The following is a 22183-nucleotide window of genomic DNA, read 5'->3' as shown; positions in this document are numbered from 1 at the left end:
AGAAGCTTGTTTTACGCGATCGCTTTTGTAGCCCGGGCATCTTGCCTGTGACAAGCTAGAAGCTTGTTTTACGCGATGATAATTAATCGGGTTCGATGCGGGGAGAAACGACCAAAAATGTCGGTTTGAAAACTCGGGCGAGTTGGTAAGCCCCGACTTTGTTTAAAAGCTGGTAATGATTATCCCGCAATCCGGCATCGTCGAATTCTCTGGGAATGGCGAGAATGAGGACGGTTTCCGGGGGGGAGGATTGGAATTCGGGTTGGCGGAGATCGGCGACGGCTTCCGTGGCGCGATCGCGGTATTTGACGGCGTTTCGGGTGTAAAATACCAGGCTGGGTTTCTCGAATCCGATCATCACCAATTCTTCCCCCGGCTGCCGCTGTTCTCGGACGGTTGCCGCCAATTCTCGGAGGGGATATTGTCGCTGGCGATCGAAAAAGATATATCCCGGGGTGACGGCGAAAATTAAAAAGGCGACAAATCCGATTAAATTGATGGCTAAAATCCAGGATATTTGATGGCGAAATCGGGCGATCGCGATCGCGATCGCGATGGCAGTCGCCCCCCAAATCAGGGCCCCGCGCACCAGCAACCCGGAGTCTCGCAGTTTCTCCGGCAAATCGGGCATCGTCGCATCCGCACCCAACCAGTTGATGCCGTACAAAAAGGCGAATGATATCGCCAGCAAACCGATTATATTGACAATAAAAAGGGGCATCAAATGGCGAAAAATGGGCGATCGCGAATCCTTTATTTTCCTCGATTGAAACTGTTTCAATATTTTTTCAGAATCGATTAAATGGCTCCAAAATAATGCCACCAGAATCGCCACAGCCGGCATCAGTGGAAGGACGTAACTGGGCAGTTTGGTGACGGCGACAGTAAAAAAGAGAAAGATACAGATAAACCAAAAAAAGGCGAACAATCCCAGTTGGTTGGCGCGATCTTGTTTTTGCCAATATCGGCGATTCCAGAAATGGGTGCGGGCGATCGCGGCGGGCAAATAAATCGACCAGGGGGCGAATCCGATCGCCACGACGATAAAGTAAAAATACCAGGGGGCGTCGTGGTGGTTCACCACATGGGTAAACCGTTCAAAGTTGTGATAGCCGAAGAACGATTTTAAGTAACTTTGACCATTTTCTAAGGTGACTAAAATATACCAGGGCAGGGTGATGAGTAGAAATAATATCCCGCCGAAAAGGGGGCGCATTTCCCGCCAAACTTGCCGGAACGTCCCCACATACAGGGAAAATGACCCGATAATTAACGCGGGTAAGACGATGCCGACGGGGCCTTTGGTGAGGACGGCGAGGGCGATGAGAAGGTAAAATATCAGATACCAAGCATTGAATTTAAGGCGATTTTTATCGCCCCGGATGTAACCCAAAAAAAAGGCGAATAACGCCGATCCCACGCAGCCCGCCAGCAACATATCGGACACGCCGATTCTGCCCCAGGCGATGGTTTCCGGGTTCAAAGCGATCGAGGCGGAACCGATCCAGGGGAGGCTCCGCAGGCGGGTTTTTTTGAGGGTGGCGACTTGGTGAAGGGTGTAAAATCCGAAAGCCGTCAGAGCGATCGCGGCGAGGGCGGACGGGAGGCGGACACCCCATTCGTTCACCCCCACAAACTGATAGGCGATCGCCATCAACCAATAAATTAAAGGCGGTTTGTCGAAGCGGGTTTCTCCGTTAAAATAGGGGGTGATCCAATTGTCGGTGACGAGCATTTGGCGGGCGGCTTCTGCGAACAGGGGTTCGGTTTCGTCCACCAAACCCACCCCGCCCAAATTCCACAAAAATGCCACGATCGCGATCGCGCCGAGCCACAAAACCGAGAGAATCGCCGCGGGGGGGCAAGAATTTCGGGGAAATTGCAAAGATTGAGACGTCGAACTTGCGGATTTCAGTTTCATTGCTCCCTTCAACATGGCATCGATAAATCGCCTTACTGATTTTAAAGCGATCGCGAACTTTCTGAAGGCGACAGGATCAAATGCCATTCCGAGAGTCCCGCGTCGAACTCGGGGAGGGCGGTTTTCCCCACCACGTAAGGCCCCCAGTACCGGCGGGAACCGTCCTGGGCAAAGGCGACGAGGATATCCCCGGCTTTCAACTCCAAATCCGCCGCGGGGAGGGACAGCAGCAACCCGTTTTGGCTCCCTTCCTGGGGGGCGAAGTCCCAGTGGACGGGTTCGGCGTCCCCGGCGGGTGTCGCCAGCAGCGCGATGCGGACGGGGTGCTCCGTGCGGTTGCTGACTCGCAGCGATCCCTGTCCGGCGGTTGGGGCGGGGGACTGGGGCCGAACCGGCGACGGTGTCGGACTCGGGGACGGCGCCGGGGGTTCCGGTGTCGGCGGCGGAATCACCACGGATGTCTCGGGTGTCGGTGCGGTGAGCAGAAGTTGGCGGAAAATCAGAATGGTAACAAAAAGCACCCCGCTCACCCAAATGCTAGGATGGAGTTTAAATTTCATTGGTCTTGGTATAAATTTTTAATAGCAGTTTCGACCTCGAGTTCCCCAGGAACGGCGCGATCGCAACTGTCCAGTAAAATTGGGAAAACCCCGCCGAGAATCCATGCAGAATACTCGTTTAAACCGATTTGCCGACGCGCTCGCCGAACAAACCACCCAGTGGCTCCGCAACCCCTGGCGACGAATTTCCGTCCTGGTCATTTGTTTTCTGTTCGGCACGTTCCTGGGAGTCGCTATTTCTACGATAGCGGGACAGGAGGCGAGTTGGGATATTTCCGTCGCTTTTATGGTTTTGGTGGTGACGGAAATTATCAGTTGGCTGGCCTATCGCAATGTGGTACGAAAGACTAAAAAACCGCTGTGGATCGACAGTCTCAACGCCCTGAAAATTGGTTTGAATTACAGTTTTTTCCTGTTGGCATTTTTGCTCGGGTCTTGAGAATTGGGGCGCTCAACTTGTAGGGGCGAATGGCATTCGCCCACGTTCGACATTCGTGGGGAGGGCGCAAGCAGGAGAGGGCGCAAGCCCGGGGCCCCTACGAGGTAAATTGAAAATTTTTTAATGTTCTATCGATTTTTTTTCAGTCATTATGATCGAGATTTTACAACGTTGGGCGGGGGGAGAACAGCCGACTTCGGAGGAGTTGGAGAAACTGGCCGAGGAGGAATGCCGCGATCGCGGGCGGATGGCCGCATTCGGCATCGGACCGGAAGGGGTGGGAGAAGTGATTCGACGGCGATCGCAACTCTTTCAATCGCTGCTGCGAGAAAATCCCGATTTGCCCATTTTATCCGAACAGTTGAAAACCCTGTGGACGCTGTGGCTGCCCCTCGGCATCCAACTGGCCGAATTGCGCCAAACCCTCGGCCGACCGCCCGTCCAGGGCATTTTGGGGGGGCAGGGGACGGGAAAAACCACCCTCGCCACGGTGCTCTCGCGGGTGCTCGCCCTCCTCGATTACCGGACTCTCAGCCTCTCCATCGACGACCTGTATAAAACCTACGACGAACGCCAACGCCTGCGGGAAGCCGATCCCCGCCTGATCTGGCGCGGCCCCCCCGGAACCCACGATGTCGATTTGGGGATTTCGGTTCTTGATCGACTGCGACACCCCGCATCGGGGGAACGGGTGGCGGTGCCCCGGTTCGACAAGTCCCTCTGGAACGGGGGCGGCGATCGCACCGAACCGGAGTGGGTGACGGGGATTGATGTCGTATTATTTGAAGGCTGGTTTGTCGGCTCTCATCCTGTAGATGGGGGGATTTTCGAGACGGCCCCGGCGCCGATCGTCACGGAAAGCGATCGCCAATTTGCCCGGGAAATGAACCACAAATTACAGGATTATTTGCCCCTGTGGGAGCGTCTGGATCGGCTGATGGTGCTCAACCCCGTCGATTATCGGCTGTCGAAACAGTGGCGGCGGCAGGCGGAAAATGAGATGAAAGCAAAGGGGCGATCGGGGATGACGGATGGGGAAATCGAGCAGTTTGTGGACTATTTTTGGAAGTCCCTCCACCCGGAATTGTTCATTCTTCCCCTGGTTGAAGATCGCGATCGTGTCGATTTGGTGGTCGATATCGAAGCGGATCATTCGGTGGGTCGGGTTTATCGCCCGGGAGCTTGGGATTAAAGTTTTGGCAACCCACAGTAATTTTCAAGTTGGTGAGATACACACATTAACTCAAAGTCCCCCTTTTCAAGGGGGATAATGGGGGATCGAACCGGAGCGCAGCAGATAGACAACTGCTCTAAATTTAAGTCCCCCTTTTTAAGGGGGATAATGGGGGATCGAACCGTATCGCAGCAGACAGAAAACTGTTATAATGCTTCAAACTTTGGCAACCGGAGACGGTTGCCCCCACCATGATTTGAAGATGATTGAAATTGGATAGACTGCAATTTAATAACTATTTGGATCGATCGCCCTAATCAGGATAATTGTCAAAAATCCCAGGATGGTTGACAACCCCACAATCGAGCCACCCTTTCCGTAGGCTTCCGGCAACATCGTTTCGGAAATGACCGTCAACATCGCCCCCGCCGCCATCGATTCCAAAAAGGAAATCCAGGTTTCTGGAACGTTGGCGAAGGCGAAACTGCCCACCGCCGCCAGCACCCCCGTCGTCACCATAATTGAAGTCCACATCACCAAAATGCGGGGGACGGCGAACCCCTGTTCTTTCATTCCCGTGGAACTAGAAAGGGCTTCCGGGTAGTTGGAAATAAACAAGCCGGCCAACAGTGAAGCGCTCAAAGGACCCGTTGCCATGTGGGCTCCGATGGTCAGCGCTTCCGGGATTCCGTCCATCAACAAACCCAACCAAATGGCGGTCGGCGCATCCTCATGTTCTTCCAGAGATTTGGAGGCGGAAACCACGGAAGGGACGATCTCGCCGGCATTCATACTTTGCAGCGCTTTTTCGACCCACCGTCGGGCTTTTTTGGGGTCGAAATCTTGCTTATTTTCCAAGTAAGCTTTGACCGATTCATCGCTCAAAAAGTTTTCCAAACTCCGTTCGAGGTACTCGGACTGCTGAATCATCTCTTGAAAATCTTGCTTGCGGAGAACCCACCCTTTCACGTCCGTTTTGGCGACACCCGTCATGGTGTGGGGAGCGCCGGTGATGAAGGAGAGGACGCCGAAGGCATCGCGATCGCGGACGACGGGGGGCGTTTTTCCGGGACTTTGGGTGTCGATCAACTCGACTTCTCCCCGATGGATGAGATAGAGGTGATTGGCAATTTCTTTGGGTTTAAAGAAGACGTAGCCATCATCAAAGGAACGGTAAACGAGGCGTTCGCTGATTTCTTCGAGTTCGTCCGTCGGCAGATCCTCGAACAGGGGAAAGCGCCGAATTTGGCGGGCAATTTCCAGGAAATCTTCGGCGTTGTGTTCGTTGGGTACCGCATCCGGGATGGCCCGATCTTCTCCCAGAGAGGCGATCGCCCGACTCACCCAATCTTTGATGTCCGGCAATTTCATTTCGTGTCGCTTTCGTAAATAATTGGCGATTTCTTCTCCCTGAAGTAGGTTTTTTGTCACCTCCACCGAGTGGGGAGAAACTTGCAGCAATTCTTCAAAATCGGGTTTGGGAAAAATCCACAATTCGGTGTCTGCGGTCGTCCGTGCCAGCATTTGGTGGGATGTCCCCGTCAAAAATCCCATGCGGCCGAAAATGTCGTTGGTTTGCAGGTTGATGTGGGGTTGCCAATCTTCCAGGGGGTCGAGCAGTTCCACCGCCCCTTTTCTGATGATGTAGAGGCTTTCGCTGGGGTCGTCTGGTTGATAAAGGACGGTATTTTTCGGATAGTTTCCCAACAGTAAACGCTGGGAAATAAACTGAGTGTCGTCGGCCGATAGCTGCCGGAACAGATCGATGCGTTTGAGTTGGTCGAGACTACTTTGAAAGTGACGACTTTTTTGCTGGTTCAGATGCACCAACATGGTGGAAGGTTTCCGCAAAAAACCGCCCGATTCGTTCACGATTTTATTGACAAGTGTAAAAAACAAACTGCCCAGAATCGCCCCGGCGACCAACGCCAAATAGTGACCTTTTTCTTGGGCATTTCCCACCAAATCGACGATCACCGCCGCCAGCAATGCCCCGGCACCGAAGGCGATCAAAAAGGATAAAATTCGATGTTTCGGTTGCCAAAATAAAGATGTCACCGCACCCAGTGGCATCGACAGCGAACTGAAGAGACCGGCGAACAATGCAGACAATAAAATATTTTCAAACACGTCAATATACCGCGAATTTAAAATCGACTAGGTTGGAGTCAATCCGATTTTTAAAATTCAAGAACAAAGGGGCTGGGAGTTCAATCATGTGGTCGGAAAAACTGATTAATACCCCCCGATGTCTAAAGCGTATTCAGAAGGATCGACGTGAATTGAACTAAAAAACCGGATTGTCGATCAGTATGACACAAAATCTTTAAAATCAGGTAAAGCGGAGAGGAACCCATTACTCTCTCCGCAAATATAGCGATTTAAAAGATTGTTCTAATTTCTGAAAAAGCCGGCGCGACAAACTGAGGCGATCGCGCACCTCGAAATATTCGATCTCTATCTTTAGGTACTTGACATTATCTTCCAACGCCGATAATAAGCGGGGGGTTGACCCCCCTCCCGTCAACGAATCGCCCGTCTCAAAAAGTTGGTTCGCAGAACAAAACTGGGTTTTAACTGGCTTTGAGGAGCCGGTTTGCGGAGGAGCAAGCGTTGCAGCATCAGAAGTAATAGGTAGATGCCGAACGCATAGGCGACTGCTGCGGTTAAAGTTACCCAATACATGAGTGCCACCGAAATAGATGTCCACTCCGATTAAAGCATTAATACTCAGGGATGAAAACCTCAAAAAAAATATTTTTTTTAGATTCACCAAGACTCCTTTTTGGCAGTTATTTCGGGGTATTTTCCGTTGTATTTTGTCAGTACAATCGCTGCTAATTGTCTGCTAGTTGTCATTCTATTTCCAAAATTACGGGCGCGTGGTCGCTGGGTTTGGGCCGGGTTCTCGGTTCGCGGTCAATGGTGCAGGCGATCGCACGTTTATATAATGAAGCACTCAAATAGTGATGGTCGATCCGCCACCCCCGGTTGCGGGGAAAGGACCCGGCGCGATAGTCCCACCAACTGTAATGTCCGCCGTCTTGGGTGAATTGGCGGAAGGCATCGGCGAGTCCCAAATCCGCGATCGCCCGCAGCGCCTCCCGTTCGGCGTCGGACGACATGATATGAGTTTCCCGCTTTTTGGGGTCGTGGATGTCCCGATCTTCCGGCGCGATATTGAAGTCCCCGCAGACGCAGAGATCGGGAAATTGAGCCAACATTTTGTCGAGATAGTCCCGCAGCAAGGCCAACCATTCCAGTTTGTATTCATATTTTTCGCTCCCCACGCAGGAACCGTTGGGGATGTAGAGATTGACGATACAAATATTGTCGATAACGCCCGCGATCGCCCGTTTTTGCGCGTCGAACTCCCCCACCTGATCGGGTTCCAAAATGGGCGTAAATCCCCCATTGACCCATTCCAGGGGTTGGCGGCTGAAAATCGCCACGCCGTTGTAGGCTTTTTGGCCGGAGATGTAGAGGTGGTAGCCCAATTCTTCAAAGGGCGATCGGGGGAAACTTTCGTCAACCACCTTGGTTTCCTGCAAACAGAGAACGTCGATATCTTGGGATTTCAACCAAGTCAAAACGTGATCCTGTCGGGTGCGAATTGAGTTGACATTCCAGGTGGCAATTTTCATATTGAATCGGGGAATCATATGGCAACCGCTAAGGCGGTTAGGACAAGGCTTGCAGAACCGACTCGATAGGGGGAGGCCCGCCGCCAGAGGCGATCGCACTCTATTCTATAGCAATGAGCGATCGACAACTATCCTGCCATCCGAAGGCGGGTAGCTGCCTGTTGAGGAAGAGTCGGACCGATATCGGCTCCGTGGCGGTCCGGAAGGATCTCTCGTCGCGGGAAACCCCAACGTCGCATCAAGTTGGGGGACTTCACACCATCAAAAAAGCCCCCCACCAGCCGGCGGGGGACTTTCGTTTAATTACCTAACTGGGGTGTCCGGGTTAACCGAACTTGCCGGCAGTCGAGGCAATCAAGAAGGCTGCGTAAGTCAGGACATAGCCAACGGTGAAGTGAGCCAGACCGACGATGCGAGCTTGAACGATGGACAGTGCAACGGGCTTGTCCTTCCAGCGAACCAGGTTCGCCAGGGGAGTGCGCTCGTGTGCCCAAACGATGGTCTCGATGAGTTCCTGCCAGTAACCCCGCCAGGAGATCAAGAACATGAAACCGGTTGCCCAAACCAGGTGTCCGAACAGGAACATCCAGGCCCAGACGGACAGGTTGTTGGTTCCGAAGGGATTGTAGCCGTTGATCAACTGGGAAGAGTTCAACCACAGGTAATCGCGGAACCATCCCATCAGGTAGGTGGAGGACTCGTTGAACTGAGCAACGTTGCCCTGCCAGATGCCCAGGTGCTTCCAGTGCCAGTAGAAGGTCAACCAGCCCAGGGTGTTGAGCATCCAGAACATCGCGAGGTAGAAGGAGTCCCAAGCGGAGATGTCGCAAGTACCGCCACGGCCGGGGCCATCACAGGGGAAGGCATAGCCGAAGTCTTTCTTGTCGGGCATCAGCTTGGAGCCGCGGGCATCCAGAGCACCCTTGACGAGAATCAGGGTGGTGGTGTGCAGGCCGAGGGCGATCGCGTGGTGGACCAGGAAATCGCCAGGGCCGATGGTCAGGAACAGGGAGTTTTTGCCGGAGTTGATGGCATCCAGCCAGCCGGGCAACCAGACGTTGCCGTAGTTGGGCCAGGCGGTGGTGGCGATGCTGTCGGAATTGGACAGCAGCACGTCCATCGCGTAAACCGCTTTACCGTGAGAAGCCTGAATGAACTGGGCGAAGACCGGTTCGATCAGGATTTGCTTTTCGGGGGTTCCGAAAGCGACCACGACGTCGTTATGGACGTACAGGCCCAGGGTGTGGAATCCGAGGAACAGAGACACCCAGCTCAGGTGAGAGATGATTGCCTCTTTGTGATCCAAAACGCGAGCCAAAACGTTCCCCTTGTTTTGCTCCGGATCGTAGTCGCGAACCAGGAAGATGGCGCCGTGGGCGAATGCACCGACCATGATGAATCCAGCGATGTACTGGTGGTGGGTGTAGAGGGCGGCCATCGTGGTGTAATCCCGAGCCATGAAGGCGTAGGGAGGCAGGGCGTACATATGCTGTGCCACCAGGGAGGTGATCACCCCGAGGCAAGCCAGGTGCCAGCCCAACTGGAAGTGCAGGGAGTTGTTGTAGGTCTCGTAGATGCCTTGGTGGGGCATATTGAACGGACCTTCAACCTTACGGCCAAAGAACTCTTTGGCGTCGCACATCTCTTTGATGCTGTGGCCGATACCGAAGTTGGTCCGGTACATATGGCCGGCGATGATGAAGATCACCGCGATCGCCAGGTGGTGGTGAGCCATATCGGTCAACCACAGGGACTCAGTCTGGGGGTGGAAGCCGCCCAAGAACGTCAGGATCGCACTCCCGGCTCCTTCGGACGTGCCGAACACATGGCTGGCAGTATCGGGATTCTGAGCGTAAACGCCCCAGTTTCCGGTGAAGAAGGGAGCCAGACCCGCCGGGTGAGGCAGGGTGCTCAGGAAGTTATCCCAACCGACGTGCTGTCCGCGAGATTCGGGGATGGCGACGTGAACCAGGTGACCCGTCCAAGCCAAGGAGCTGACGCCGAACAGACCGGCCAAGTGGTGGTTCAACCGAGATTCGGCGTTCTTGAACCAGGACAGGCTGGGGCGGTACTTGGGCTGGAGGTGCAACCAACCGGCGAACAGGAAGACTGCGGCCAGCAGGAGCAGGAAGATGGAACCCTGGTACAGGTCTCCGTTGGTCCGCATCCCGATGGTGTACCACCAGTGGTAAACCCCGGAGTATGCGATGTCCACCGGGTTAGATGCGCCCGCTTGGGTGAACGCATCAACGGCGGGTTGTCCGAATTGGGGGTCCCAAATCGCGTGGGCGATGGGACGGACGTTTAAGGGATCTTTGATCCACTGTTCAAAATTGCCTTGCCAGGCGACGTGGAACAGGCTGCCAGAAGTCCAGAGAAAGATGATGGCGATGTGTCCGAAGTGGGAGGCGAAAATCTTTTGGTAGAGATTCTCCTCCGTCATCCCATCATGGGTCTCGAAATCGTGGGCCGTGGCAATCCCGTACCAAATCCGACGGGTGGTCGGATCTTGAGCCAGATCCTGGCTAAATTTTGGGAATTTCGTTGCCATAAGTCCTAACTAAATCGTGTTCTCGTCGAGTCTGCCCGGGGAAATTGAGGCGGTTTCGCCGTCTGTTTGAGAGGGACGAGAACTGCCCCAATTCCCGAGCAGAGATCTCTCATCCTACGGAGATGATTCGGGCTAAGAAGAACGCCCAGGTCGTGACAATTCCTCCGAGGAGGTAGTGCGCGACCCCGACCGCGCGACCCTGAATGATGCTCAGAGCACGAGGCTGAATTGCGGGAGCCACTTTGAGCTTGTTGTGCGCCCAAACGATGGACTCGATCAGTTCTTGCCAGTAGCCGCGGCCGCTGAACAGGAACATGAGGCTGAACGCCCACACGAAGTGAGCCGCCAAGAACATCAAACCGTAGGCCGAAAGGGCTGACCCGTAGGAGTTGATCACCTGGGAGGCTTGCGCCCACAGGAAATCACGCAACCACCCATTAATGGTAATCGCACTTTGTGCAAAGTTGCCATTGGTGATGTGGGTGATTGTACCGTCGGGGGCGACGGTTCCCCAAACGTCGGATTGCATCTTCCAACTGAAGTGGAAAATCACAATTGACAGGGAATTGTACATCCAGAACAGGCCGAGGAACACGTGGTCCCAACCCGAGACTTGGCAGGTGCCACCGCGACCGGGTCCGTCGCAGGGGAACCGGAATCCCAATTCGCTCTTGTCAGGAATCAGGCGGGAGTTGCGGGCGTACAGGACACCCTTGAGCAGGATCAGAACGGTCACGTGGATGGTGAAGGCGTGGATGTGGTGGACCAGGAAGTCCGCCGTACCCAGCGCGATCGGCATCATCGCGACCTTGCCGCCGACGGCAACGACATCACCGCCGAAGGCGGGGCTGACGCCAGCCATGACGTTGGGGGCAGTGTTGCCCGGTGCCAGGGTGTGCAGGTTTTGCACCCACTGGGCGAAGATGGGCTGCAGTTGAATCCCCGTGTCGGAGAACATATCCTGGGGACGGCCAAACGCACGCATGGTGTCGTTGTGGACGTACAGCCCGAAGCTGTGGAAGCCCAGGAAGATGCAGACCCAGTTCAGGTGGGAGATGATCGCATCGCGGTGACGGATCACGCGATCGAGCAAGTTGTTGACGTTCTTGGCCGGATCGTAATCCCGCACCATGAAGATGGCACCGTGGGCGCCAGCACCCACGACCAGGAAGCCTCCGATCCACATATGGTGGGTGAACAGAGACAGTTGGGTGGGATAGTCCGTCGCGATGTAAGGGTAGGGGGGCATCGCATACATGTGGTGGGCCACGATGATGCTCAGGGACCCCAGCATGGCCAAGTTGATGGCGAGTTGCGCGTGCCAGGAAGTGGTCAGGATTTCATAGAGACCCTTGTGACCTTCACCGGTGAAGGGACCTTTGTGAGCCTCCAGGATTTCCTTCATGCTGTGGCCGATGCCCCAGTTCGTCCGGTACATATGGCCGGCGACGATGAACAGGACGGCCAGAGCCAGGTGGTGGTGGGCCGTGTCGGACAGCCACAAACCGCCCGTCTGGGGGTTCAGTCCACCTTTGAAGGTCAGGAAGTCGGCGTAAACCCCCCAGTTGAGCGTGAAGAAAGGTGCCAGACCTTCTTTGAAGCTCGGATACAGTTCTGCCATCAAGCTGGAGTTCAGGATGAACTCGTGGGGCAGGGGGATATCCTGGGGAGCGACTCCGGAGTCGAGCAGCTTGTTGATGGGGAGGGACACGTGAATTTGGTGTCCGGCCCAACCCAAGCAGCCCAAGCCCAGCAGTCCGGCCAGGTGGTGGTTCATCATCGACTCCACGTTCTGGAACCATTCCAGTTTGGGAGCGCGCTTGTGGTAGTGGAACCAACCGGCGAACAGCATCAGGCCCGCCATCACCAGGGCACCGATCGCGGTGCAGTAGAGTTGGAACTCGTTGGTGATGCCGGAGGCCCGCCAGAGCTGGAACAGTCCAGAAGTGATCTGGATGCCCTGGAAACCACCACCTACATCGGCATTTAAAATTTCTTGGCCAAAGATCGGCCAAACCACTTGAGCGCTGGGCTTGATCCCGGTGGGATCGGTCAGCCAGGCTTCGTAGTTGGAAAACTTCGCGCCGTGGAAGTAGGCGCCACTCAGCCAAATGAAGATGACTGCGAGATGGCCGAAGTGGGCGCTAAAGATTTTGCGCGAAATATCTTCTAAATCGCTGGTATGACTATCGAAGTCGTGAGCGTCGGCGTGTAGGTTCCAAATCCAGGTTGTCGTACTTGGACCTTTAGCAAGATCGCGGCGAAAATGACCGGGCTTTCCCCATCTTTCAAAAGATGTGGGAGTTGGGTCCTTGTCTACCGTGACCTTCACTTTTGCCTCCCGCTCTGGAGGACTGATGGTCATTTAGACTCTCCTCTCCGTATCACAAAAAACAAGAAATGTTGCAGACTCTGAAGAACGGTTGTTAAAACCCCTTCAACATCCTTTGCAAAAGTTTAGAATTCTCTGAACCTTTGCCGGGGACAACACCATACCCTGGGTTTTGCCTTGTGTATTTAAAGGCGTATTTTAGCGACAACTGCCGACTTCTGTCGATAGCAGTTTGTTATGCTGCAGCCCGGAAGCTGTTGTCTCTACATGATATATCATCTTTTCGAGCAACATGGGATGGGTCGGTAACAATAATTAAGAATAGCTCGAATGCCCACGATATCGACGCTTGAGCCGATTTCGCCCGCCGGAGACCGTAAATATCCGCATTGAACAGTTACAAAACTTAAAATTTCTGGGACATGAAGTAGCTTTGTATACCAATTCGATCGCCATCCGGACGGCCCTTGGCCACCCGCCGCGATCGCCCCACATCGCCGGTTTGTCGGGCCGGGTATTTGGGAGGCGGTCCTTTTGGGCTATAGTTCCCTATGGAAGGCATCCGTCCAAATTATCGATCCGGGTTTTTAGGAGTATTTAACGTGTCTGTTCTGAATTGGTGGTGGACTCCGATCAAACGACTGCTGGCCGTCGCCCTCGCGGCAGTCCTCATATTGCCCCTGGCGGGGTGCGGTTCGTCAGCCGAACAAACGTTGGAAACCGTCCCCAGTCCGCCCTCCTCCCCCAAACCCCCCCAACAGAAAATCGCGGAAGTCTCCCCCCCGGACTTAATTCAAAAACTGCATCCGGCCCTCGATCGCTACCAACCCCAGGTCAAAATACTCAGTCCCCAATCCGAAGAAATCCTCGCGGACAACACCGTAACGGTGCAACTCGACGTCCGGGACTTTCCCACCTTCCGAGATCAAACCCTCGGTTTGGGACCCCACCTGCATTTCATTCTCGACGACGGACGCGATCGCGACATTTACAACCCCCAAGAACCCCTCATCCTCCCCGACCTCAAACCCGGAACCCACACGCTGCGGGTGTTCGCCGTCTACCCCTGGGGCGAGAGCTTCAAAAACGACGGCGCCCTCTCCAGCACGACATTCCATATCTATACGAAAACCCCCGACAATCACCCCGATCTGGATCTCCCCCTGCTCACCTACAACCGCCCCCGGGGAACCTACGGGGCCGAACCCATCCTCCTGGACTTCTATTTGGACAACGCCCCCCTGCACCTCGTCGCCCAGGAAGATCCCGAAGATGAAATCGTCGATTGGCGCATCCGCGTCACCGTCAACGGCGAAAGCTTCGTCCTCGATCGCTGGGAACCCATCTATTTAAAAGGATTCCAACCCGGCAAAAACTGGGTTCAACTCGAATTCCTCGACGAACTCGGAGAACCCCTCGACAACGTTTACAACACCACCGCCCGAGTTCTCACCTACGATCCCGACCGCCAAGACCCCCTCTCCCAACTTGTCCGGGGCCAACTCTCCCTGGCCCAAGCCCGGAGTTTGGTCGAATTCGACTCTATCAGTCCCATCACCCCCGCTCCCGAAATTGAAGAAGAACCGGAAACCCCGGCAGAAGAAGAACCCGTCGTTGAAGAAGAGCCGGAAATTCCCGTCGAGGAAGAACCCGCCATTGAAGAGGAAGTAGAAGCCCCCGTCGAGGAAGAACCGGTCATTATTGAAGAAATAGAAGCCCCCACCGAGCAAGAACCCGCCATTGAAGAGGAAGTAGAAGCCCCCGTCGAGGAAGAACCGGTGGTTGAAGAACCCGAAACGCCCACAGAAGAAGCGGTTGAAGAACCGGAAACGCCGGTGGCGGAAGAACCGGCGGTTGAAGAACCGGAAATGCCCACAGAGGAAACGTTAGAAGAACCGGTCGTTGAAGAACCGGCGGTTGAAGAACCCGAAATTCCCGCAGAGGAAGCGTCGGAAGAATCGACGGTTGAAGAACCCGAAACGCCCGCAGAGGAGGAACCCGAAGCAGTCGCACCGGAAATCCCGGAGGAACCGGGCGAAAACCCGATCCAAAAATTTTTGGGACAATTCCAATTGCCCAAATTCGGCGGAGATCGTGGAGAAACCCCGAGTTCCGAAGCCTCCGGAGGCGGTATCCAAAACCTTCTCAATCGCTTCCGGATTCCCTTCTTGAGTTCCGAGGAACCCACCCCCGGCGCCCCGGCCACGTTGCCGGAAATTCTAGAGGAAGTGCCGGAACCCGAACCCGTCGAAGAACTCCCGCCGTTCGCGTCCCCCGATTTGGTGCCCGATTTGGATTTGCCCGTCGAGGAGGACATCCAAGAACCGACTGTCGAGGAAATGTTTGACTCGGAATCCGAGCTGATGCCGGAAACCGGAGCCGAGGAATCCCCCGTCGAGGAAATGTTTGAATCGGAACCCGAACCGATGCCGGAAGTGGATATCGAAGCATCTGAAATTGAAGCGATCGAACCCGAACCGATGCCGGAAGCGGATATCGAAGCATCTGAAATTGAAGCGATCGAACCCGAACCGATCGCGGAAACGGAAGTGGAAGTCGAGGAATCCCCCGTCGAGGAAGTTGTTGAACCGGAACCCGAACCGGTGGAAATGGAAGCCGAGGAAGTCCCCGCCGAAACTGTTTCAAATCCCCAATCGGAAGCATAAAAATGACTGATTCAATGCCAACCCAAAATCCCGTCGAGTATTACACCTGGCAGAGATATCGATGCGCCTACGAATTCGATCCGCCTCCCGATGGGGACAGTTCGGCCAGTCCCCTGCTGCTGGTTCACCCCATCGGCGTGGGATTGTCCCGCCGTTTTTGGTATCGATTTTGTCGGGAGTGGCGGCACCTGGGCGGTGAAAATGCGATTTACAATCCCGATTTGATCGGGTGTGGGGAGAGTGAAAAACCCCCCGTCGCCTATCAAGTCGAAGACTGGGCGGAACAATTGCAGGAATTGATAAAAACGGTTATCAAACAACCGGTAATTGTAGTTGTTCAGGGGGCCCTGTTGCCGGTGGCGATCGCACTCGCAAAAAAATATCCGGACGGCGTGCGGGGGATGGTTTTATCCGGCCCCCCGGCTTGGCCGGTGATGACCGAGGCTTCATCTGACCCCCGGCAGCGTTTGCTTTGGAATCTCTTTTTTGATGCCCCCGGCGGACGTTTGTTGTGGATTTATGCCCGTCGGGAACAGTTTTTAAAATCTTTTTCCATTCGCCAATTGTTTGCGGAGGCGAAGGATGTCGATCGCGAGTGGTTGGATTTGCTGGCGGTGGGTTCGCGGGAGGCGAGAAGTCGCTACGCGGTGTTTTCTTTTTTGGCGGGATTCTGGCGGAAAGATTACGCCCTGGACATGGCAAACTTGAGTCAACCCACCCTCGTCGTTATCGGCGATCGCGCTTCGAGTATCAGCCGCAGCGGTAAATCGGAAACTCCGGAGGATCGAAAACAAGCCTATGAAAAAGGGTGGAAAAATGCCCGGGCGATCGTGATTCCCGGCCGCAATGTTTTGCCCTATGAAGAAACTGAAAGGTTTGTGAAAGTGACTCGGGAGTTTGTGAGTCAACTTTAGAGGGGGAATTGGGCGGGTTTTGGCATCGCGATATCATGTTAACCCAATCAGTTGGAGCTCCCTCCAGGCATTTTTCGAGAATGAGGCTCCTTAGCAGCAGGCAACCGGAGACGGCTGCCCCCACCTGGGCTCCATCCCTTAGCAGCAGGCAACCGGAGACGGTTGCCCCCACTTTGGCTCCATCCCTTAGCAGCAGGCAACCGGAGACGGTTGCCCCCACCTGGACTCCATCCTTACCAGCGGATCTGATATCAATTCATTTTTCATGCCGTTTTGGCTTCTTGATAAGTCGGAAAATCGGTGTAACCTTCGGCGTCGAAAGAATACCAAACCGACATATCCGCATCGGGATTTAAAGGCCAGTTGTGGGCGAATCGTTCCACCAAATCCGGGTTGCTGATGAAGGGACGGCCGAAAGCGATCGCGTCCGCGTCCCCGGCTTGAATCGCCGCTTCCGCCTTTTCTTGGGTGTAGCCACAATTACCGATCAAAGCACCGGAAAAGAGGGGGCGAAATTCCGACAATTTCATCGGTTCTCCGAGTTCGTGAAACCCGAATTCTAAACCGTCCATAATGTGGAGGTAAGCCAAATTATAAGTATTTAACTGTTCGGCGACGTAGAGAAATGTTTCCCGGTAATCGGAGGAACCCATATCGTTAAATCCGCCGTTGGGAGACAGGCGAACTCCGACGCGATCACTGTCCCAAACCGTGAGAATCGCTTCCGTAACCTCTCTCAAAAATTGAAACCTTTTTTCGATGCTGCCACCGTAGCGATCGCTTCTGTGGTTGGTTTTAGATTGCAGAAATTCGTCGATCAAATAGCCATTCGCACCGTGAATTTCCACCCCGTCAAATCCGGCATATTTCGCCCGTTCCGATGCCTTCCGATAGTCGGCAACCACGCCGGGGATTTCGTCTGTTTCCAGCGCCCTGGGGGTTTCGTAGGGCTGCTTTCCGGTGGGGGTGTGGATGTAATCCTCATTCAATTTGATCGCCGAGGGGGCGACGGGCAGTTTTCCGTCGTGGAAGCTGGAATGGGAAGCCCTGCCGGTGTGCCACAATTGCAGGAAAATCTTACCATTTTTGTTGTGGACGGCATCGACAATTGGCCGCCAAGCTTCCCCCTGTTTGTCGGTGTAAATTCCGGGGGAATTTAGCCAGCCGATGCCCTGTTTTGAAATAACTGTCGCTTCAGTAATAATCAAACCCGCCGAGGCGCGTTGGGCGTAATATTCCGCCATCAAAGGGTTGGGAATGCGGTCTTCTCCGGATCGCGATCGCGTCAGGGGGGCCATGACGACGCGGTTGTTTAAAGAGACACTCCCGATTTTTACGGGACTGAGTAATTTGGGTGATTTCGTGTTTTCGGTCATCTGTCAAAGCCTTATCAATCCGATCATATGATAAACGATTTTATGAAAAATGGATGTGACAGGCAGGATGCCTGTGCTACAGAAAAATCAGTCTTCCGGGGCTTGACTGACGAGTTTGCGATCGGGTAATCCCGTCGTTAAAATTAACCCCACTGAAGCAACAAAAACTAGAAAGATCATCCCCGAACGAAATGCATTGATGCGGGCGATCGCATAATTTTCTAAAATCTGTTCGGTCAGTGGCGACGTAAACTCACCTTGATTTAATATTTCTTCCAGTTGGGTATCGGAAACCAACTCGATACTCGTTTGCACTGCAGCAATCAGTTCCGGTTTTTTATCCTCCGGAATTGAAGAGCTATTTTCCACCCAATTTTGAGCGCCAATGGTCAATGTTGCCAGCATCATCACCCCCACCAAAGCCACGCCGATGGAATTTCCCAACTGTTCAAAGGTGGAATTCAATCCCGACGTTTCCGGGGTATCTTCCGGACTGACGGAGGATAGAATTAAATTCAGGATTTGCGAGGCGATCAAACCCATTCCCAAACCGAATAAAACCCCGGTGGCGAGTTCTCTCGGTCGGGCGTCGGGTTGAATGGTGAAAATCAGTTGGATTAATCCTAAGATACCACAAATAAACCCGACTTGAATAATTCGTTTGGCGGAAAAACGGGCGGACAGTTTCGCCCCCAGAATCGCGAAAACGAGGATCGCCAGGGACATGGGTAAAAGGGCGATTCCCGTTTGCATGGCGGTAAATTCAAACGTCAATTGCAGCAGCAGGGGGGCGATAAATAGGAACGATGCCAGAATTGCCATGTGGACGAAACGGACACCAAAACCGGGGATCAGTCCCGGTGTTTTGAAGAGAGAAGGTTTGAATAATCCGTCGGTGGCGATGGTTTCTAAGTGCCATTCCCAAAGAATTAATCCCATCAAAAATAGGATGCCGATGCCGACCAAAAAGGGCGTGACAGACAGTCCGAAAGGAGCCAGTTCTAAACCGGCGATCGCCAACGGTTTTGTCGCCAGCCAAAGTCCGTAGGTTTGGGCGAGTAAGATGCCCGTCACGATGCTGGAAAATCCGATAATTGCCAGTAAACCCCCCAGAAAATCAAATTTCGGGCGACGTTCTGGCGGCAATTCCGAGGGAATTTTCGGACTGAGAATTAAGACCAAAATCACGATCGCGACTTCCAGGCGGAACGCCCACCGCCAACTGTGGAACGTGGTCAAATATCCGCCGACGATGGGGCCGAGCGCCGCGCCCACCGCCCCCACCGCGCTGATAATGCCGTAGGCAAAGGCGAGATCTTTACCTTGATATTGACCGCGTAATAACGTCTGAATGTTGGGTATCATCAGGGCGGAACCCAACCCTTCTAAAACCGACCAGCCGATCAGTAAAACTCCCAAAGTCTGACTGAAGGAAGCCGTCGCCGTCCCGATGCCAAAAATTATCAGTCCGACCAAAAACGTGCGTTTTTTACCAAAAATAACGGAGAGTTTACCGCCGATCAGCATGAACGACGCCATCACCAGGGCAAATAGGGCGATCGCCGATTGAATGCCCCCTACCGTCGTATTCAGATCCACCACCAAGGCGGAAATCGAAACATTCATGATCGTGGTATCGATGACGATAATAAACATCGACATCGCCAAAATCATCAGCAGCATCCATTTCTGCATCAGTTTAATCTCCAAAGTCGAAATTTTTGATAACCTTTAAAATCGGGCGGATTGAATCAGTATAGGGTTTCTCATACTCATGAGATACGGTGTGCATTTAAAGTCCCCCTGATCAAGGGATGTGCATTTAAAGTCCCCCTGCTCAAGGGGGATTTAGGGGGATCGGATCGGTTTTGGCAAAACTTCACCTCCGACACCGGGCGCGATCGCTTAAAATTGATCTCGAAAAGCCACCGCCGACGAGAATCCCTCCATGCAACCCGTAGACTATACCACCCTGATGGCATCCTGTTCCGAATTGCGGACAAACTGGCTGCCCGCCCGCCTCGAACAGGTGTATCAGCGCGATCGCTTCACCGTTTCCCTCGCCCTGCGAACCCTCAACCGCCGGGGTTGGCTGGATATTTCCTGGCACCCCCAAGCCGCCCGCCTCTGCGTCTCTTCCCCGCCCCCCCGAGTCCCCGACACCTTCACATTCAGCGATCAATTGCGGCACCAATTGGGGGGTTTGGCGTTAGTCGCGATCGCCGAAGTTTCCCCTTGGGAACGGGTGATCGATTTCCAATTTGCCAAGCGTCCGGGAGAGCCCGCCCTCTGGCATTTGTACGTCGAAATTATGAGTAAATACAGCAACGTTATTCTAGCCGGAAAAGATAACGCGATCGTCACCGCAGCCCACCAAGTCAGCAGCCAACAGTCCAGCGTCCGCCCCATCCAAACCGGCGATCGCTACGAATTGCCCCCCCGCCTCACCGATCCGATTCCCAAGTTGGAAGAACCTTTGGAACGCTGGCGGGAACGGGTGAGTTTGATTCCGGGTTCTGTGAAAAAACAATTGCTCAAAAGTTATCGGGGCTTGAGTTCCTCCCTGGCAATTTCCATGATCGAAGTGGCGGGTTTGGATCAAAATTGCACCACGGAAAGTCTAAATAATGCGGAATGGGAACGGCTGTTTCAGCGGTGGCGGGAGTGGTTGCACACCTTGGAAACAGAGGAATTTAAACCGGGTCGAACTCAGACGGGTTACACCGTCACGGGTTGGGGAAAGATCGGGGAAAGTCCGGCGACGGTTCAGGAACTTCTCGACGAATATTATACCGAAGAACTCAACCGCCAGGAGTTCAAACAACTCCGGCATCAAATCAGTCAAAAACTCAATACTCTGTTGAAAAAATTGGGGGTAAAATTGCAGGGATTTTGCGATCGCCTGCAACAGTCGGACGATGCGGATCTGTATCGGGGGCAAGCCGATTTGTTGATGGCCCACCTGCACGAGTGGGAACCGGGAATGAAGGCTATTAAATTAGCTGATTTTGAGACGGGAGAACCCGTGAAAATCCCCCTCGATCCGGAAAAAAACGCCGTCCAAAACGCCCAATCTCTCTACAAGCGACACCAGAAACTCAAGCGGGCACGGGTGGCGATCGAACCCTTGATGAAAGCGGTCAAAGATGAGATAGACTATTTGGAACAGGTGGAAGCCGCGATCGCCCAGACGCCGACCTACCAAAAACCCGCCGACCTGCAAACATTAAAAGAAATTCGGGGTGAATTGATCGAGGAAGGCTATCTCAGCGTCCCCGACTATCGCAAACCGGCGGCGGGCACGGAAACCGAATTTTATCGCTACCGGACGCCGGGGGGATTCGAGTTATTGGTGGGCCGCAACAACCAACAAAACGATCGCCTCACGTCCCAGGTGGCCACGGATTACGACCTCTGGTTCCACACCCAGGAGATCCCCGGCAGTCACGTTTTGCTGCGTCTCCCGCCGGGGGAAGTGCCCGACGACACGGATTTGCAGTTCGTCGCCAACGTCACCGCCTACTACAGCCGTGCCCGCCAAAGCGAACAGGTTCCGGTGATTTACACCCACCCCAAACACGTCTACAAACCCAAGGGGGCAAAACCCGGGATGGTGATTTACAAGCATGAACGGGTGTTGTGGGGGGCACCGCAGCAGGCCATCCAGGTTTTGGGTCTGGAAGTGTAGGCGATCGCAAACCGCCCGATCTAAAAAAGTAAACTTTTGTGAATGAAAGAGGTGTGATACTTGTTACAATGCGATCGAGAGGTTTGAGAATTTATACCCGCACCGCAAACGCGGAACGCCAAAACTCGGGTGTCCTCAAATCGCAACAACAACGGTATCCTTTTGCATCTGGCCAGATCCCCCCGGGGTCGGCCATTTTTATAGCGCTGCGCGCTGGGGTGTGGGGTGTAGGGTGTAGGGTGTAGGGAGGGGAAACTCCCTTTCCGAAACGGTAAACATACGATCGCTCGTTGCTACATTACCCGTCCTCCGGGAGGGGATCGCAGCGGATCTCGATCTGGAATCCGTCGGGGTCGTAGAAGTAGATGCCGCGACCCGTGGGGCGGCTGACCGGGCCTTGGGCGATCGCGATCTGTCCGTTCCGCAACACCTCCACCGCGGCATCGAACTGTTCGGGGGCGATATCGAAGGCGAGGTGGTTTGCGCGGGTGAATTGGTGCGTCGGGTCGGGGTGCGGCGGTTCCAGGTCGGGCTCGGCGAACAGGTCGATCACCGTCCCGTCCGGCGTGACGAAATTGGCGACTTTCCCGGCTTCCACCAAGGATTTCAGGGTGCTGGGAACCTCTTCTCCCCTCAGTTCGTGGAGTCCGAGAATTTCCCCGTAGAATTTGCGGGAAGCTTCGATGTCAGCGACGTTAAACGCGATGTGGTGGACGCGGCGCAGCATTCCGGGTGCGAGGGTGGGTTGGCCGGAGGTGGAGATAGATTGCATGGCGATCGCTCCTCGTTTTTACCGTTTCTTGATTGTAGCGGATATAGCCACAAACAATGATAAAGAGGAGGTAGGGGCAAGCCTCTGCGCTTGCCCATCAATCCATCAATCCATCAATGATCAATCGGTAGGGGCAAGCCTCTGCG

The 22183-nt window shown here is 54.1% G+C and carries 17 protein-coding genes; 6 read left to right on the top strand and 11 right to left on the bottom strand.

Going from position 1 to position 22183, the window contains the following annotated elements:
- Positions 1-82 precede the first annotated feature (82 nt).
- Both LKE08_RS27195 and LKE08_RS27190 read right to left on the bottom strand, forming a co-directional pair.
- Positions 83-2008 carry a glycosyltransferase family 39 protein gene (locus LKE08_RS27195; RefSeq protein WP_324707432.1) on the bottom strand — a complete coding sequence of 642 codons (1926 nt, stop codon included), beginning with the start codon at positions 2006-2008 and terminating at the stop codon, positions 83-85.
- Positions 1963-2481, bottom strand: coding sequence for a hypothetical protein (locus LKE08_RS27190; RefSeq protein ID WP_324707431.1), 519 nt, complete (start codon positions 2479-2481; stop codon positions 1963-1965). Before LKE08_RS27190 ends, LKE08_RS27195 begins: the two co-directional genes overlap by 46 nt.
- Before the next feature lie 103 nt (positions 2482-2584).
- On the opposite strand from LKE08_RS27190, the gene LKE08_RS27185 reads away from it, so the two are divergent.
- Both LKE08_RS27185 and LKE08_RS27180 read left to right on the top strand, forming a co-directional pair.
- On the top strand, positions 2585-2920 hold the full coding sequence (locus LKE08_RS27185) for a DUF565 domain-containing protein (protein WP_324707430.1): 336 nt from the start codon (positions 2585-2587) through the stop codon (positions 2918-2920).
- Between the two features lie 151 nt (positions 2921-3071).
- Positions 3072-4112, top strand: a complete 1041-nt coding sequence (locus LKE08_RS27180; protein ID WP_324707429.1) for a glycerate kinase — start codon at positions 3072-3074, stop codon at positions 4110-4112.
- Positions 4113-4382: 270 nt separating this feature from the next.
- Here the strand turns inward: LKE08_RS27180 and LKE08_RS27175 are convergent, their stop codons facing one another.
- The 3 genes from LKE08_RS27175 to xth all read right to left on the bottom strand — a co-directional run bounded on the left by LKE08_RS27175 (position 4383) and on the right by xth (position 7738).
- Positions 4383-6167 (bottom strand): cyclic nucleotide-binding domain-containing protein, encoded by a 1785-nt coding sequence (locus LKE08_RS27175; protein WP_324707428.1) that lies wholly within the window; start codon positions 6165-6167, stop codon positions 4383-4385.
- Between the two features lie 450 nt (positions 6168-6617).
- Positions 6618-6779 (bottom strand): hypothetical protein, encoded by a 162-nt coding sequence (locus tag LKE08_RS27170; RefSeq protein WP_324707427.1) that lies wholly within the window; start codon positions 6777-6779, stop codon positions 6618-6620.
- A gap of 170 nt (positions 6780-6949) precedes the next feature.
- The gene (gene xth, locus LKE08_RS27165; RefSeq protein ID WP_324707426.1) at positions 6950-7738 is read right to left on the bottom strand and encodes an exodeoxyribonuclease III; all 789 of its coding nucleotides are present in this window, start codon (positions 7736-7738) and stop codon (positions 6950-6952) included.
- 113 nt (positions 7739-7851) lie between these two features.
- On the opposite strand from xth, the gene LKE08_RS27160 reads away from it, so the two are divergent.
- Positions 7852-8049, top strand: a complete 198-nt coding sequence (locus LKE08_RS27160) for a hypothetical protein (RefSeq protein ID WP_324707425.1) — start codon at positions 7852-7854, stop codon at positions 8047-8049.
- A gap of 14 nt (positions 8050-8063) precedes the next feature.
- On the opposite strand, the gene psaB is transcribed toward LKE08_RS27160, so the two are convergent.
- From psaB to LKE08_RS27145, 3 genes are all read right to left on the bottom strand, one after another.
- A complete protein-coding gene (gene psaB / locus LKE08_RS27155) occupies positions 8064-10289 on the bottom strand; it encodes a photosystem I core protein PsaB (RefSeq protein ID WP_324707424.1) in 2226 nt (741 codons plus the stop codon).
- Between the two features lie 109 nt (positions 10290-10398).
- Positions 10399-12654: a photosystem I core protein PsaA gene (gene psaA, locus LKE08_RS27150; RefSeq protein ID WP_324707423.1), complete on the bottom strand. Its 2256-nt coding sequence runs from the start codon at positions 12652-12654 to the stop codon at positions 10399-10401.
- 373 nt (positions 12655-13027) lie between these two features.
- The gene (locus LKE08_RS27145; RefSeq protein ID WP_324707422.1) at positions 13028-13183 is read right to left on the bottom strand and encodes a hypothetical protein; all 156 of its coding nucleotides are present in this window, start codon (positions 13181-13183) and stop codon (positions 13028-13030) included.
- A 40-nt stretch (positions 13184-13223) separates the two neighbouring features.
- Between LKE08_RS27145 and LKE08_RS27140 the strand changes: the two genes are divergently transcribed.
- Positions 13224-15287: a hypothetical protein gene (locus LKE08_RS27140; protein ID WP_324707421.1), complete on the top strand. Its 2064-nt coding sequence runs from the start codon at positions 13224-13226 to the stop codon at positions 15285-15287.
- 2 nt (positions 15288-15289) lie between these two features.
- Positions 15290-16201, top strand: a complete 912-nt coding sequence (locus LKE08_RS27135; RefSeq protein WP_375341470.1) for an alpha/beta hydrolase — start codon at positions 15290-15292, stop codon at positions 16199-16201.
- Between the two features lie 263 nt (positions 16202-16464).
- Here LKE08_RS27135 and LKE08_RS27130 read toward each other — a convergent pair whose 3' ends face one another.
- Complete coding sequence (locus tag LKE08_RS27130; protein WP_324707420.1) at positions 16465-17577, bottom strand: alkene reductase; 1113 nt, start codon at positions 17575-17577, stop codon at positions 16465-16467.
- An 87-nt stretch (positions 17578-17664) separates the two neighbouring features.
- Positions 17665-19272, bottom strand: coding sequence for an MFS transporter (locus tag LKE08_RS27125; RefSeq protein ID WP_324707419.1), 1608 nt, complete (start codon positions 19270-19272; stop codon positions 17665-17667).
- Between the two features lie 253 nt (positions 19273-19525).
- Between LKE08_RS27125 and LKE08_RS27120 the strand changes: the two genes are divergently transcribed.
- Complete coding sequence (locus LKE08_RS27120) at positions 19526-21265, top strand: NFACT RNA binding domain-containing protein (protein WP_324707418.1); 1740 nt, start codon at positions 19526-19528, stop codon at positions 21263-21265.
- 298 nt (positions 21266-21563) lie between these two features.
- Here LKE08_RS27120 and LKE08_RS27115 read toward each other — a convergent pair whose 3' ends face one another.
- Complete coding sequence (locus tag LKE08_RS27115) at positions 21564-22037, bottom strand: VOC family protein (RefSeq protein WP_324707417.1); 474 nt, start codon at positions 22035-22037, stop codon at positions 21564-21566.
- Positions 22038-22183: the final 146 nt, after the last annotated feature.

This window comes from Lyngbya sp. CCY1209 (genome assembly GCF_035615495.1).
In the GTDB taxonomy this organism is placed as follows: Bacteria; Cyanobacteriota; Cyanobacteriia; order Cyanobacteriales; family Microcoleaceae; genus Limnospira.
The sequence above is the reverse complement of the archived record's forward strand: the minus strand, read 5'-3'. Positions and strand labels throughout refer to the sequence as shown.

What these genes read in the sequence shown, in the direction of transcription:
- LKE08_RS27195 (WP_324707432.1), bottom strand. Translation starts at nt 2,008, where the DNA reads ATGGCATTTGATCCTGTCGCCTTCAGAAAGTTCGCGATCGCTTTAAAA.
- LKE08_RS27190 (WP_324707431.1), bottom strand. Translation starts at nt 2,481, where the DNA reads ATGAAATTTAAACTCCATCCTAGCATTTGGGTGAGCGGGGTGCTTTTT.
- LKE08_RS27185 (WP_324707430.1), top strand. Translation starts at nt 2,585, where the DNA reads ATGCAGAATACTCGTTTAAACCGATTTGCCGACGCGCTCGCCGAACAA.
- LKE08_RS27180 (WP_324707429.1), top strand. Translation starts at nt 3,072, where the DNA reads ATGATCGAGATTTTACAACGTTGGGCGGGGGGAGAACAGCCGACTTCG.
- LKE08_RS27175 (WP_324707428.1), bottom strand. Translation starts at nt 6,167, where the DNA reads ATGCCACTGGGTGCGGTGACATCTTTATTTTGGCAACCGAAACATCGA.
- LKE08_RS27170 (WP_324707427.1), bottom strand. Translation starts at nt 6,779, where the DNA reads ATGTATTGGGTAACTTTAACCGCAGCAGTCGCCTATGCGTTCGGCATC.
- xth (WP_324707426.1), bottom strand. Translation starts at nt 7,738, where the DNA reads ATGAAAATTGCCACCTGGAATGTCAACTCAATTCGCACCCGACAGGAT.
- LKE08_RS27160 (WP_324707425.1), top strand. Translation starts at nt 7,852, where the DNA reads ATGAGCGATCGACAACTATCCTGCCATCCGAAGGCGGGTAGCTGCCTG.
- psaB (WP_324707424.1), bottom strand. Translation starts at nt 10,289, where the DNA reads ATGGCAACGAAATTCCCAAAATTTAGCCAGGATCTGGCTCAAGATCCG.
- psaA (WP_324707423.1), bottom strand. Translation starts at nt 12,654, where the DNA reads ATGACCATCAGTCCTCCAGAGCGGGAGGCAAAAGTGAAGGTCACGGTA.
- LKE08_RS27145 (WP_324707422.1), bottom strand. Translation starts at nt 13,183, where the DNA reads ATGCCTTCCATAGGGAACTATAGCCCAAAAGGACCGCCTCCCAAATAC.
- LKE08_RS27135 (WP_375341470.1), top strand. Translation starts at nt 15,290, where the DNA reads ATGACTGATTCAATGCCAACCCAAAATCCCGTCGAGTATTACACCTGG.
- LKE08_RS27130 (WP_324707420.1), bottom strand. Translation starts at nt 17,577, where the DNA reads ATGACCGAAAACACGAAATCACCCAAATTACTCAGTCCCGTAAAAATC.
- LKE08_RS27125 (WP_324707419.1), bottom strand. Translation starts at nt 19,272, where the DNA reads ATGCAGAAATGGATGCTGCTGATGATTTTGGCGATGTCGATGTTTATT.
- LKE08_RS27120 (WP_324707418.1), top strand. Translation starts at nt 19,526, where the DNA reads ATGCAACCCGTAGACTATACCACCCTGATGGCATCCTGTTCCGAATTG.
- LKE08_RS27115 (WP_324707417.1), bottom strand. Translation starts at nt 22,037, where the DNA reads ATGCAATCTATCTCCACCTCCGGCCAACCCACCCTCGCACCCGGAATG.